The organism is Allobosea sp., from assembly GCF_048595345.1.
Taxonomy (GTDB): Bacteria; Pseudomonadota; Alphaproteobacteria; order Rhizobiales; family Beijerinckiaceae; genus Allobosea.
In genome coordinates, this window is the sequence record NZ_JBMDWH010000031.1 from 1 (window position 1) to 13,464 (window position 13,464).

14 protein-coding genes are annotated in these 13,464 nt (G+C 59.8%); 7 read left to right on the top strand and 7 right to left on the bottom strand.

Annotation, left to right across the window (positions count from 1 at the left end):
- Positions 1–47: 47 nt before the first annotated feature.
- The 6 genes from ACOJTB_RS03960 (at position 48) to ACOJTB_RS03985 (ending at position 4,278) form a co-directional block, all read left to right on the top strand.
- Positions 48–728, top strand: a complete 681-nt coding sequence (locus ACOJTB_RS03960; RefSeq protein WP_420101272.1) for a VapE domain-containing protein — start codon at positions 48–50, stop codon at positions 726–728.
- 332 nt (positions 729–1,060) lie between these two features.
- Entirely contained in the window at positions 1,061–2,302 is a 1,242-nt protein-coding gene (locus ACOJTB_RS03965; protein ID WP_420101219.1) for a site-specific integrase, read from the top strand.
- A gap of 101 nt (positions 2,303–2,403) precedes the next feature.
- Entirely contained in the window at positions 2,404–2,604 is a 201-nt protein-coding gene (locus ACOJTB_RS03970; protein WP_420101220.1) for a hypothetical protein, read from the top strand.
- 96 nt (positions 2,605–2,700) lie between these two features.
- Entirely contained in the window at positions 2,701–2,880 is a 180-nt protein-coding gene (locus ACOJTB_RS03975) for a hypothetical protein (protein ID WP_420101221.1), read from the top strand.
- A complete protein-coding gene (locus ACOJTB_RS03980; RefSeq protein WP_420101222.1) occupies positions 2,880–3,107 on the top strand; it encodes a helix-turn-helix domain-containing protein in 228 nt (75 codons plus the stop codon). Before ACOJTB_RS03975 ends, ACOJTB_RS03980 begins: the two co-directional genes overlap by 1 nt.
- A 316-nt stretch (positions 3,108–3,423) precedes the next feature.
- Positions 3,424–4,278, top strand: coding sequence for a hypothetical protein (locus ACOJTB_RS03985; protein ID WP_420101223.1), 855 nt, complete (start codon positions 3,424–3,426; stop codon positions 4,276–4,278).
- Between the two features lie 60 nt (positions 4,279–4,338).
- On the opposite strand, the gene ACOJTB_RS03990 is transcribed toward ACOJTB_RS03985, so the two are convergent.
- Together ACOJTB_RS03990 and ACOJTB_RS03995 are read right to left on the bottom strand one after the other, a co-directional pair.
- Positions 4,339–4,716: a hypothetical protein gene (locus ACOJTB_RS03990; protein WP_420101224.1), complete on the bottom strand. Its 378-nt coding sequence runs from the start codon at positions 4,714–4,716 to the stop codon at positions 4,339–4,341.
- A 58-nt stretch (positions 4,717–4,774) separates the two neighbouring features.
- Complete coding sequence (locus ACOJTB_RS03995; protein WP_420101225.1) at positions 4,775–5,491, bottom strand: hypothetical protein; 717 nt, start codon at positions 5,489–5,491, stop codon at positions 4,775–4,777.
- Between the two features lie 114 nt (positions 5,492–5,605).
- Here ACOJTB_RS03995 and ACOJTB_RS04000 point away from each other — a divergent pair, with 114 nt between their 5' ends.
- On the top strand, positions 5,606–5,842 hold the full coding sequence (locus tag ACOJTB_RS04000; RefSeq protein WP_420101226.1) for a helix-turn-helix domain-containing protein: 237 nt from the start codon (positions 5,606–5,608) through the stop codon (positions 5,840–5,842).
- 74 nt (positions 5,843–5,916) lie between these two features.
- Here ACOJTB_RS04000 and ACOJTB_RS04005 read toward each other — a convergent pair whose 3' ends face one another.
- The 5 genes from ACOJTB_RS04005 to ACOJTB_RS04025 form a co-directional block, all read right to left on the bottom strand.
- Entirely contained in the window at positions 5,917–7,200 is a 1,284-nt protein-coding gene (locus ACOJTB_RS04005; RefSeq protein WP_420101227.1) for an N-6 DNA methylase, read from the bottom strand.
- A gap of 52 nt (positions 7,201–7,252) precedes the next feature.
- Positions 7,253–7,816, bottom strand: a complete 564-nt coding sequence (locus ACOJTB_RS04010) for a restriction endonuclease subunit S (protein WP_420101228.1) — start codon at positions 7,814–7,816, stop codon at positions 7,253–7,255.
- A gap of 481 nt (positions 7,817–8,297) precedes the next feature.
- Positions 8,298–11,438: a type I restriction endonuclease subunit R gene (locus ACOJTB_RS04015; RefSeq protein ID WP_420101229.1), complete on the bottom strand. Its 3,141-nt coding sequence runs from the start codon at positions 11,436–11,438 to the stop codon at positions 8,298–8,300.
- Entirely contained in the window at positions 11,438–12,184 is a 747-nt protein-coding gene (locus ACOJTB_RS04020; protein WP_420101230.1) for an abortive infection family protein, read from the bottom strand. Before ACOJTB_RS04020 ends, ACOJTB_RS04015 begins: the two co-directional genes overlap by 1 nt.
- Positions 12,181–13,377, bottom strand: coding sequence for a restriction endonuclease subunit S (locus ACOJTB_RS04025; RefSeq protein ID WP_420101231.1), 1,197 nt, complete (start codon positions 13,375–13,377; stop codon positions 12,181–12,183). The genes ACOJTB_RS04020 and ACOJTB_RS04025 overlap by 4 nt, the downstream gene beginning before the upstream one ends.
- Between the last annotated feature and the right edge of the window lie 87 nt (positions 13,378–13,464).

The following is a 13,464-nucleotide window of genomic DNA, read 5'->3' on the forward strand; positions in this document are numbered from 1 at the left end:
GCGCCACACTCACTCCGCGGTCCTTGATCAGGCGGACCGCCTCGATCTTGAACTCACGCCCAAATTGCCTTCGTCGCATACCCCACCTCCGGTTTCATGAAACACCCAATCTCGGTGTCCACGAAACCGGCAGCAGGCCAGTTGCGAAGGTCAAGGCATTCGCTTCGCGACAAACCGATCGCGCGCGCATGGCTTACGCCTATTTTCGCGAGGATCGCGCGCGGGAGTGCATCTTCATCGGCACGACCAACGACAGCCACTATCTTACCGACCAAACCGGCAACCGGCGCTTCTGGCCCGTGAAAACGGCGCGGATCGACCTTGAAGGGCTGCGGCGTGACCGCGACCAGCTTTGGGCTGAGGCCGCGCATAGGGAGGCGGCCGGTGAGCCGATGACCCTGCCCCCGGAGCTTTGGGAAACTGCTGCGGTAGAACAAGCCGCACGGACGATGCGCGATCCGTGGCTCGATATTCTCGAAAAGGAGCAGGGTCAGGAGGCTAACGAAACCACTGTGCGGATTTCGAGCTCCTACCTTCTCACCGACACGCTGCGGATTGAGCCGGGGCGGCAGAAGCCCAGCGACCAGACGAGGCTGGGCGTCTGCATGCGGCTCCTCGGCTGGGATGGGCCGAAGCGGATGCGTGTCGATGGCCACAACGTGCGCGGCTATGAACGGCCGAAACCCGACGGGTGGCGACCCAAATACGACATCGCCAGCAAGCTCTAGGTGGCGTGGCAGTGTGGCGGTGTGTGGCGGTAGCGTCGGTGGGCTGCCGGCAGTGTGCAGGCTAGCGCGGCTACCAGCCTGGCGCGGCTAGGCTGGCGGTGGGCCTGCCACAGGGCGCCACGCCGCCACGCACTGCGATTTCAACCTCGGCGAGGCAATATTGCGATGCGTCGCAAGCCCCGCCGAGACGTCATATGAGCGTATTGCCAAGTTTCGTGGTTACGCTCGTGGTCGCAATTCAATTGCTCTGAATATATCCGGCGCCCGATGATTAATTGTGCGGGTTCCTTCGCCGTGATTTTCTGAGCGTTTTTTTATTCTCAGAGGTCGCTATGACATTCCGCGCAAACATTACCAAGCGGGTCCGCCGCCGCATACTTAAGTCCGGCGAGGTCGTGAAACAGCTGCGTTATGTGCTGAACTATCGTGAGCCGATCTCGGGCGATCGTCGCCAGGAGTTCTACGAGACGCTGAAGGCCGCCGAGGCCCGCCGCAACGATCTCACCGCCAAGGTCATGTCGGACTCCTATGCCGACGAGCGCAAGGCGCCGACGGTCGGTCAGGCGATTGACCATTGGCTCGCCGATCGCACCGGCAAGGTGAAGGCGAACACGCTGGCGGGATACAAGGTCGTCGTCGAGCACATACGCGGGCCTTATTTCGACGGCCCGGCCAAGGACAAGCTGGCCTGGAAAGCGTCTGGCAAGCTGCCGAAGGGCTGCCGGCTGGTGCCGATGCTTGGCGAGATTAAAACGAACGAGCTCACAACGGCGCGCATCCGCGCTTGGCATCGCGATCTGACCGCCTTGTCGGGCCAGTACACTGCCAACCGGGCGAAATCGCACCTGATCTCGGTCCTCGCCTTGAACGAGGAAGATTTCCGGGTGCGAGCGCCGTCGATGCCGCGAGGCCTCGGCCGCAACCGGTTCAAGACGAAGAAGGTGATCCTGACGCCGGCTGAGATCGGTAAGCTGGTCGAGGCGGCCCGCAACGATCCGGAGCACGGGCTCTACTATGCCTTCCCCTTCCTCGCTGGGACACGGCCGTCGGAGCAGCTCGGCTTGCTTTGGGAGGATGTCGACTTCGACGCCAACGTCATCCGCATCCGCCGCATCCAGGAGCGCGACGGTTCGCTGACCAATATGACGAAGACCGAAGCCGGCACGCGCGACATCCCGATGAGCTTGGTTCTGCGCACGCTTTTGTTGGAATGGCGACTCCGCTGCCCGCGGTTGGGCAAGGCGCTGCACCGGGTCTTCCCTGGTCCCGGCCGGCTTCAGCCCTGGCCAAAGGTCACCCGCATCGGTGGTGGTGGTCCGCTGCTCTACCAGAACTATCGCAGCCGTTATTGGGAGCCAGTCTTCGAGAAGCTGGGCCTGCCCTATGTCACGCCGCATTCGGCTCGGCATTCCTTCATCTCGACGTTGCAGGCCGAGGGCATCGAGGTTGGTCTCGTCGCCAAGCTCGCTGGCCACGCCAATGCGACCGTGACGCTCGGCCACTATACCCAGGCGGTTCGCGGTGGCGAGGCGGCGGTGGCAGCGCTGGATCGCGCATACGCCGGGGCTCAGTAAGATTTGCGCGCAGCGCGGATCCAGTCCGCGCCGGCCAGAATTATGAAAAGCCCAACGTCGTGCTTGGCTTCCACGGTGAACATCCGTGAAGGAGCGCCACCATGCAAACCGCCGACAGCCACGCGACCTTTCCCTGTTTCATGGTCGAGGATGGTCCGCGCTGGATTGGCTACTATCGCCACAGTGAGAACGTGGACGCCGTCGCCAAGACGCTATCGGAGCCGGTGATCACGCCGATCAACCCGCCGGAGCGCATCGCCTGCGTCGACGACGCTCCGCAGGGGAGCAGTGACCACCGATAAAGTTGCGCCGAGCGCAATCTCAGGCTGTTTCCCGGAAAATTATGTGCGGCGTTTCGGCGTGTTTCGATCGTTCCAAAACACGATGGAGATGACGCCATGGACCAGTACCGCCTGATCGATCTGCGAAGCCATGCGCTTACCATCGTCACGCTGGATCAGGCCGCCGAACTCGCCGAGGTCAACGCCGACGAGATCCTCTGGGCGATCGAGGCCGAGGGGATCTGTGAGACCGACCTGCACGTGATCGCCGCCGTGGACGAGCCAGCCGCGCTCTGATGCGCGGCGCCCTTCACGATCGCATCGTCGCCCGCCTTGTCGCGGAGCGGCGATCGCGGCGTCTGACACAGGCTCAGCTCGCCCAGCGTCTCGGCCGCTCGACCAGCTTCGTCTTTCACTACGAGGCCGGCGCCAGCTATCTCGACGTTGCCGAGTTCATTGTCATCGCCCGCGCGCTCGAAATCGACCCGTTCGAGCTGCTACGGCATGCCGAAGCGGAGGGCTGACGGGCAGTCATGCCGCGCGGCCGCTATAGCTACAGCGGCCCGTCCGCCAGCAGCCGCGCGGGTACGTACCCCGGCCCGCGGCGGGGCCAGCACGGCCAGGGCAGGGGCGGCGGCCACCGCCGAAGAATTGCGCCACCCGCCCTCTGGGGGGCATTGCCTCGCAACTCCCCCGCCTATCGGATGTTGAAGCGGGCGCGATGGGACCCGGCAGACAACCGCTGAACCTTTCGGCTTATGTATCATGGCACGCTGCAAACCCGCCGAGACATACTCCAGTAGGTTTGGGCGAACACGTGACGCAGTGCGAGACGACTCTATGACGATGTTTCTCACGAAAGTTTGGGGTTTCGGAGAGCCAGTTGGACCACTCCAATTCAGCACATTGGGCTGGCGAGAAAACGCATTGCGACAGTTGAAGCCAGGAGACCAGGTGTTGCTGGTGGGCACGACGACCGAGCCAACACAGCCGGCGCAACGAGGGCGTCTTCTTGGCGTCATGGAGCCGACAAGCGAGCCGGTGATGTCGCTCGACTATGATTTGCAGCCCTCGGAACAAGACTTCGTCGATGGCGAATACAAATGGCCTGTGGGCCTGATGAACCGCCGCGCCTGGTCGCTCCCTGACGGCCCTTCGCTGTCAGCAATCACCCCGCGCAAGTTCAGTATGGATTCCGCGCAGGGTATCGTGCCGCTTACTCCTGAAGAGGAAGCCCGCGTGCGAGCTTTGCGTTGGGACGAAGCTCTGTTGCTTAAGCCAACCGCACAGGCACAGGAGAGGATCGCTCGCAAGCACGGAGGCGCGAAGCGCTCGCCGCCACCGGCAACCACGATGCGGACAGGCGTAATGCATATGCGTCGTGCCGCCGCATACACCTATGCGATGGAGATCAAGGGCGCGCGCCGCGTCGCCTTCAAGATTGGCTGGTCCTTCGATTACAAGCAGCGCGCCGTCCAATTCAACCACGCCGCTATGCCAGATTTGGGTGGCCTCGAATATGCGCCATTCCGGGTCCATTTATGGGATACCGCGCGGCAAGCGTATCATATGGAGCAGAGGTTGCTCGGTCGCTTGGAAAAGCACCGGAGCACCAGCAATCACCAGATCATTGTCGGCGTGACCGCGAAGGAGATCGATGCCGTATGGATTCAGGGCGTTATGGGTAAGTTGTAACTGCCACCTGGCGAGCAGGCCCGCGACCTGCTCGCTTCGAAACAATGTCGTGTCAGGATGTCAAAACGACAGGCAGTTCACGACGCCGTTGTTGTTTGTGCAGCGGGTGAGGCTGGGCGACGATGCGGCCTGACGGCGATTAAACTCGCTGTTGCCCCGCTCCAGTTCGATCGCGAGTCGCGCCTTCGCCTCGGCATCGCTCATTTGGCCGGAACGCACGCTCTGCGCCAACAGGTCGCCGACGGCGAGATAACGGACCCCGAGGTCGTTGTTCATCTGACCAGCGGTTCCTGCCGCGACGCGACCACGGATGCAATCCCACATCGTTAGATAGGAAGCGGATTGCGCGGAGCATTTCGACTGTGCGTCGACGAGACCGACGCAACCCGACAATGTGATGCCGGCAATCAGCGCAGCGGCGAGGGCGGTGAGTTTCATTCGGAAGGCTCCTTTGGCAAAAAATCGGCACCGAAACACACCGAAAGTCCGCGCACAATCATGGGCTCGCAGGCGCGATCAGCTGCGCATTCAGCAAGCTCGGATCGACAGCTTCGCGGACATGATGTGCGGCGGCCGACAAAGCGGCGCGGTGTCGCGGTTGGATCGCCAGCATGAACACGACATGCGAAGTCCGGATCGCCCAGATCTCGGCATCAGCAGCGGCGCGCCGGAGGTCGTCCGCGACACCGCGAATGAAGCTCTCGCGCTCCTTGCGCTGGAAGTGCTGATAGACCAACAGCGAGTGGCCGGCGCGGTAGGTCGCAGCCAACTCGTCGCGATAGACATATTTCGAGGAGTTGCGTCGGCCCTTCGCGACCGATCCGACCTCGATGCCGTTGTCAGGATCGAAGAAGATTAGATCCGTATCCGCCAGCGCCGTGCTCGCCTGCTTGAACCAGAGCTGTCGTTCGAACAGCGTCTCGGGCACTATGGTGTTGACGAATACGGCTCTGGGCAGGATCTCGCTGCCTTCGATCAGGATCAGCCGGCGCGCATCAGGCTCGCCCCGAACCCGGCGCAGCAGCGCGAACAGCTCAGGATCATGACGATCCTGCTTAGGCTGATCGAGATAGCCGAGCTTGTTGCCGTCGCTCCGCTCGTCGTTCGGCGTCAACATCCAGCAGACGCCGAGCCTCAGGCCTGATCGGCCGATCAGCCTCAGCAGCGCATATTTGCGATAGTCGTTGACGTCGCCAACGTACTGCTCCTTCACACCCCGTCCCCCGAATCATCACCTCGGGACGCAGCATGCTCGAATACCCCATTTTGGGGTATTCGAATTTAGGGTTGAATTGGACGGCCGGTTTCATCGCTTTAGGCGCCGGCTTTGGCTTCAACGCAACCCGACCTCTACAAAGCCCTGCTCCAAGCGCTCATCCAGGCGCGCAAGGATGCCGGCATCACGCAGGTCGAACTCGCGGCCCGCATCGGCCGGCGGCAGACTTTCGTATCGAAATACGAGACCGAGGAGCGGCGGCTCGATGTGGCCGAGTACATCGCCATCGCGAGGGCGGTGGGCGCTGAGCTGTCTGCGATAATACAGCGCGCTGAAGAACCTCACTGAATATTGGTGAGCTTTTGAGACAGGATCGCGCGGTCTAGAACATTTTGATATCGTCAAGCCGTGTAAGTAGTGCCTTAGTCTAACCGAGAGAGCCGCGCCTGAAGATCTTCATACTCCAGACAAAGAGCTCTATACTGTGCATCCAATTCAATGATATGCGACCGTCGATAGTCCGGATCCATCCTCGCAGGAAGCGACGTGTACTTAACGTACCGAGTCGGCGAAAACGAGAAGCTTACAAGGTCAATCTTATCGGATGAAACGACCTGAGAGAAACTCATCTCATTGCGCCATTCATTGTACCCCGCCATGATCCGCGCGGCCGATTGGTCATCGATTACGACTCGCATGCCTTCGCGCCGTCCCAACTCCCGCGCGTCCAAGAAGAGGATGTGCTCCTTCTGATCGTCGGGCTTGCGGCGATTTAGAACCAGTATGGCGGTCTCGATATTTGTGCCGGGCGCAAACAGGCGTTCAGGCAGCCCTATAACCGCTTGTACGACATCGAGACGAACCAAGGCTTCGCGCAGTTTTTTATCGGCCCCACCTCTGGACAAGAACCCGTTGGGTACGATTACAGCCGCTAATCCAGAATTAGAGAGGTACTCAAGAACTCCTTGCACATACGCCGTCTCGCTTGATAGGCGGCCGGCCTGCGTCGGGATCAATTTGCCCGGGCGGCGAGACGGCCCAGAAATCGTATTGGCGTCGAATTGCATTCCAAAGGGAGGGTTGGTCAGGATGAAGTCAAGCCCGTCTTCGGGGATGAGCGAGGTCAATGCATGACCGTCCAAACCATTGCCGATGGCCAAGTTGATGTTTCCCAGGCCTTGGACCAAAAAGCGCATTTCGGCCCATGCCCACGCTTCGCTGCTTATTTCTTGGCCGAACAGCGCCGCCTTCGCGTTATGTTCGGCCGCAGCTGCGAGAAGACCGCCGGTCCCGCAAGCGGGATCAAAAATGGTTCTGAACGAATGATTCGAAAACAGCGACGCGACCAGTCGAGATACTGACGAGGGGGTGTCGTGATGACGTTCAAAGCCAATTTCATCGAGCTTGGCGGAGAACCATTGAGCGAACCCTCCGAGAGGCCGATGATCTAATGCAATCCGAAGCCAGTGGCCAAGAACGGCCGGTTCGATGTTTGCTAAACTAGACAGGAGATGAAGGCTAAGTGGCTGCCCTGATAGGCTGCTATGTTTCTCGATGGCCTCGGCCAGCCTCAGAGCGGCGTTTAGGGGTTCGCCGGCTGTGTCAATCGACGGAAGCTGATCCCGCCGCTGAACATAGCCAAGGCCGAGCACCGCCAGCGGGTCATTGATGGCTTGATACCTTGATGCACGACCCATCTCGGCCATGGCGTGTAGGCACCGCTCCCATTCTGACCACGGGGTACCGGCTTCAATGTCCTCAGCTCGCATAGTCGGACGCCATATGCCGCGCCACGATCGCCATGGCCTCCTCCTGACGGAGTCGCGCACATTCCATAGCAGTGCGATACTGCTCCTCCGCGACGACGATAAGCTGGACGAGGTCGGACTGAATGTTTTGAGGTGGAATGGGAATGGATAGGTCCTCCAGATCCCGGATATTAAGGGCAGCTTGAGCGGTGCTTGTATTCCGGCTCAGGACGTAGGCCTGGGTCGTCGGTTGGCGTAAGAAGGTCCAGAGCAGTTCCGGCGGCAGAGCCGCTGATTGCCCGAGACGGATAACAATGAAGTTTGCGCTTGCCACCGCCCCCCAATGGGACGGAGGGACGACCGCACATTTCATTAGCGTACCTCGAGCGCTTACCAAGACGTCGCCTGGAAGCAATCGTTGCCTGGCATTTTGGGGCGTATCTGGGAGGCTAATTCGGTCCAGTCGGTCGGCATCCAGAAGCATGCCTTCGACAACATCCTTGACGTGAATGATCGGCACCGGTCCCGGCCCGGGAGGGGGAGACTTCGGCAAGCGGGCCAAGTTGATGCCCATGAATATGGTCTCTGCGAGCGCTTCGAGTTTAACAGGCTGCGATCGGTCCATTGCGCCTACCAGCAGGAGAAATTTTTGCAGTATCACGAGTACTGCATATTGACATACCCGGAGTACTGCGCCAATCATGCACTCATTGGCAACCGTTGGAAAGCACCATGGCGCGACATCCCAAAGACCAGCTCGGCTTGAACCTCAATTGGGGGGAGCTTGAGTTCAGTTTGAAGATCAAAGGCTTGAAAGCGTTCATTCGTTCCATGTTTGGTCATGTCGTTTGACCGCGAGGTTACGCTGCCTTCAGTGGCCGGCTGAGCTCAATCATTTTATCAATCGACGCCGCCTCCATGCCAGCTGTGCGGAAGAGTACGCGCCGGGCTCTTCGAAAACGTGTTGCCCAGGAGCCACGTTTGGGCCCGAAGCTCACGGAGCGCGCCATCTATTGCGAGCCTGACGCTCTTTTTTGCAGAAATTGGCCTTCAGTTCATTGATACCAGCTCGCTGAGAGGGCTTCCGCTTGGCGAAGAACCGTCTGGACCGCTGCGTCCTGAAGATTGGGCGGATAACCGTGCTTGCGCAGAATACGTTTCACCAGAACGCGCATCCGCGCCCGCGCACTTTCGCGGTGTGACCAATCCACCGAAACATTACCCTTCAAGCTGACAAGCAGCTCGTGGGCAATCACTTTCAGCGAATCGTTGCCCATCAGCTCGACGGCGTTCTCGCTCTCGGCCAGGGCGTCATAGAAGGCGATCTCGTCCTGAGACAGGCCTTCATCTTCGCCGCGACTGCGGGCGGCGCGCACTTCCTTGGCGAGGTCGATCAGTTCCTGCAACACCTCGACGGTGCTGATCGCGTTCGTGTGGTACCGGGCGATGGCGGCTTCTAGGCGCTCAGAAAAGCGCTTGGTCTCCACCACGTTCGTTTTGCTGCGCGAGCGGATTTCGTCGTTCAACAGTTTCCGCAGGGCTTCAAGTGCGAGATTCTTCTTTTCAAGCTGCTGAACCTCAGCGAGGAATTCATCCGACAGGATTGAGATGTCTGGCGTCGTGATTCCAGCGGCCGCGAGAATGTCCACGATCTCCGTTGAGACGACCGCCCGATCCAGGATTTGCTGAATAGCGAAGTCGCGATCGGCTGCGCTCTTTCCCGCGCCGTCGGACGACTTTACGAGGGCGGCCCGCACCGTCTGAAAGAATCCGACCTCATCACGGATGTCACGCGCCTCATCACTTGCAGCGGCTAAGGCGAAAGCCTTGGAGAGCGCGAGCACGGCGTCCTGATAGCGGCGGTTTTCGCGGCGCTTGCCCTCTTCGCTGGTTTCCTTTGCCGCCGCTTCATGCTGGCGCGTCAGGATCCACTCGATCGCCTCAGCAAGGACAATCAGCCTTTCATGCGGGGTGCCAGCCAAGCCTCGTTCATAGTCGAAGCCGTGATACATGGCCTTTACGACCTCGTACTTCTCAAGGAGCACCGCAACCGCTTCGGACTCATCGATTCCGGCCTGGCGCTGATCGGGCCCAGAATATTGGCCAAGCGCGTTTCTGAGGTTCTGAGCGATTCCAATATAATCGACCACGAGTCCAGCCGGCTTGTCACGGAAGACCCGGTTGACGCGGGCAATGGCTTGCATCAACCCGTGGCCTCGCATCGGCTTGTCGATATACATCGTGTGCATCGATGGCGCGTCGAAGCCGGTCAGCCACATATCCCGCACGAGCACGAGCTTCAGCGCATCTGTAGGGTCCTTCGCGCGCTTTGCTAACAGATCACGCCGAGCTTTGCTGCCAATGTGGGGTTGCCAGCCCTGGGGATCGGCAGCCGAACCGGTCATCACAACCTTGATCGTGCCTGCGGCGTCGTCATCGCTATGCCAGTCAGGCCGAAGTGCGATGATCTGGTTGTAGAGCGCCACGCAGATGCGGCGGCTCATGCAGACCACCATCGCTTTGCCGTCCATCGCGGCAACGCGATCTTCGAAGTGTCGCACCAGATCGGCGGCAACCATCGCCAGCCGCTTCTCGGAGCCGACCAGCGCCTCGACGGTCGCCCACTTGCGCTTGATCTTCTCCTGTTCAGTGACCGCCTCGTCTTCGGTCAACTCCTCGATCTCGGCATCGATCTTAGGCTTCTCCTCGTCGGGAAGCTCGATGCGCGCGAGGCGGCTCTCGTAGTAGATCGGGACCGTGGCGCCGTCTTCCACCGCCCGGCTGATGTCGTAAACGTCGATGTATTCGCCAAACACGGCAGGCGTGTTGACGTCGTCCTTTTCGATCGGCGTTCCTGTGAACCCGATGAAGGAGGCGTTCGGAAGGGCGTCGCGCAGGTACTTCGCGAAGCCGTAGGCAATCTGGCCGGTTTTCTGTTCGATCCGTGCCCGGAAGCCATATTGGCTTCGATGGGCTTCGTCAGCGATCACGACAATGTTCCGGCGATCCGACAACATGGGATAGGTCGCTTCGCCGGTTGCCGGCGAGAACTTCTGGATCGTCGTGAAAATGACGCCGCCGGAGGCACGACTGAGCGCCGATTGCAGATCGTCCCGGCTATCGGCCTGGATCGGCGTCTGCCGGATCAGATCGCGGCACATCGAAAACGTGCCGAAGAGTTGGTCGTCCAGATCGTTGCGGTCGGTGATGACAACAATTGTCGGGTTCTCAAGCTCGGGTCGCCGGACAAGCTGCCCGGCATAGAACGCCATCAAGAGGCTCTTGCCCGAACCCTGAGTGTGCCAGATCACCCCGACCTTTCGGTCGCCCTGGGGCGCCGATGCCTCAACGGTCTTGTCCACGGCGTGCCGCACGGCATGGAACTGATGATAGCCCGCGATGATCTTCGCGAGGCCCGAACCCGTCTCGCCGAACACTGTAAAATCGTGCAGCAGATCGAGTAGGCGGCGGCGATCAAAAATGCCTTCGATCAGAATATTGAGTTCCGGCTGGCCTTTCGCTGCAATGGCTTTGCCGTCCGTGGTGCGCCAGGGCATGAAGCGCTCTTGATCGGCGGTCAGCGAGCCTACGCGCGCTGTGATGCCGTCCGAGGTGACAAGGACCGCGTTCGTCCGGAAAAGCGACGGGATTTGAGCCTTGTAGGTCTGAAGCTGATTGTGCGCGCCCGAAAGCGTGGCGTTCTCGCCGCCGGGCGCTTTAAGTTCAATCACGCCAACCGGCAGGCCATTGATGAAAACGACGATATCCGGTCGGCGGTTGATGCTGCCCTCAATCACCGTGAACTGGCCTGTCGCCAGCCAGTCGTTTGCGGTGAGATCGTCGAAAGCAATCAGGCGGACCTTGTCGCCACGGATTGTGCCGTCCTCGCCATAGAACTCGACATCGACGCCTTCGACCATCAGCTTGTGCAGGCGGCGGTTCTCTTCCACGAGCGACGGCTTTTCGGTGGCCAAAACCTTGCGAAGGGCATCACCGCGCGCCTCAGCCGGGATCGTGGGGTTCAGCCTTTCGACGGCCGCTGTCAGGCGCTTAAGGAGAACGACATCGGCATACGCTTCGCGCTCGGGCGCTTTCCCATCCGGCCCGATCTCGGCGTCGGTGGCAATCGCGTAGCCCAGGCCGGAAAGCCGATCGAGCACGACTCGTTCAATGGCGGCTTCGGAAAGATAAGCCATCAGGCGACCTCCTCATCTTGAGGCGCAGTGGCCTTGGCTTCGAAGCAGGCGTTCAGTACCACCTTGTAGGCTTCGCGATCCAATTCGAAGAGCAATTGCGAGACCGGCGCGGCAAGCTCAATTTCTTCGCGGGGCGGCTTCCCGGGAAGCAAGATGAAGAGGCGCGGCAGGCCTTCTTCGTCCATCTCGCCTCGAAGCCCCGCATACGCGTCGATAAGGTCGTTGGTCGCCTTGAACCGTTCGTAGGGCTCCTTGCTCAGAACCGCATCGAGCTCGCGTTCCAGATAGGCCTCGTGCAGAAACGTCACGATGGCGTCGGCCGCGAGAAGCGCGGCGCGTCGATGATGAACCGATAGCTTGGCGATGAAGCCGTCCTTGCCGTGGCTCATTGTCCCGGCCTTGTTTCGCAGATCTCCGAGCGTGGTGGTCAGCTTGTGGTGCTGCGAGATCAGCTTCTTGAAAGCTTCGTCGCGGATTTCGCTCAGTTCAAGAACCCGCACGGCTGCACTGACCCAAGCGCCAAAGGCGGGGTTCTCTTCCGCCGGTTTGACCGGGCTGGTGGGATTATCGAGATTGTCGATGATGACGCGGCACGCACATTCGACGACGGCCTTTGCCGCGTCGATGCATGCATCGCTGTTCTCGTTGAACTCCCGTTCGAGCGCTTCGAACGTGTGCTGAAGCATGGGCGCATGGCCCCAGTGCGCGCAAAAGGTGCGTATGCCGGGATACCAGTCGGCGCTCATGTGGTCTCCCCGACAAGCATTTCGGCGTCCTTGACGCGAACCTCGCCGGACATGAGCTTCGGAAGCAGGAAGTCGCGCGTGGTGGCGAGGGTGCGCGACTCCCTTTCATTTGCCGCGATGCGCGCGAACAATGGTCCTGCACTTTCCTCGAAAGCCGATACCAACCTGCTATTTGGAACATTGAACCTGAAACTAGGGATCGCGTCTTTGCTCAGATGAAGCACCGTTGTTCCGGACGTGTGGGCATAAGTATGAACCGTGAACTCTTCAGTCGCCATGGTTCCAAACAAAAACTCCCGAGTGACAAGAGATTCCTCTTTGGGTCGAATAATTGCCACGTCGAGTGATGCGACCAAGGTATCGAAACGAGGGTCGGCTAAGACCCGGGCAGGACGGCCAATGAGCTCTGCGGCTTGAGTGACGTCGGTTAGCGCAACAATCAGGTCTCCTTCGCTTACCACTTGATTTGGCTTGTATGAGCCCTTGTATGACTTCAGGCCTTCGGATCGATAACCGCCCCCACGAGCAAATGATTTCAGCGTTACGAGTGCGGTCCGCGAAGGTTGAAGTTCTTCGCTTTTGTATGATCGCCCCTTAACAATGTCTGCCACTTGGGCGAGTTGGACGTTTGCCCACCCCTCCGGCTTGCCTTCATCGTCGAGGCGGTCGGGGAAGAGAGACCAGATGTCTGCCGTGAAGTAGGGCGCGCGACCGTCCAACTTAGCGCGGGTCGGGCCGAAATCGACGAACCAATCCTTGAAAATCGCCCGCGCCGTAGCCTCCAGCGTCTCATTCATCCGCCGGTTCAACTCGATCTTCTCGACAAGCGCCATGTGGGCACTGCCGATAAACTCCTGGATGTGGCGGTCGGGGATGGGGATTAGAAGCTTGTTGAAGTCTCCCTTTTTGAAATGGGGGATCATGGTTCCGACGTGCATTCGATCAATTGACTCTTGAATCAGTGGGGATCGTAGTGCTGCGAAGAGGTATTTGGGATCAATCTTCTCGCGGTCTGCGCGAACCGCCACCATGTCTTGTGCGATACAAAAATCAACGGGATCAGGGACCAAAGCGCAGCGACCGGGCGCACCTTTCAGGACAAATAGTATGTCGCCTGGCTTTGGATGCGCTCTAAACCAGTTGTCATAAGTATCTTGATCGACATAACGGACGTTCTCTTTGGTCGGGTACAAATGCTCATTAGATACGCAATTGGTAGCTATCAGAGGTAGTCCGGTGCTTGCAGTTGGGCAAGTCCGACCTCGGTTGTCGACAACGAA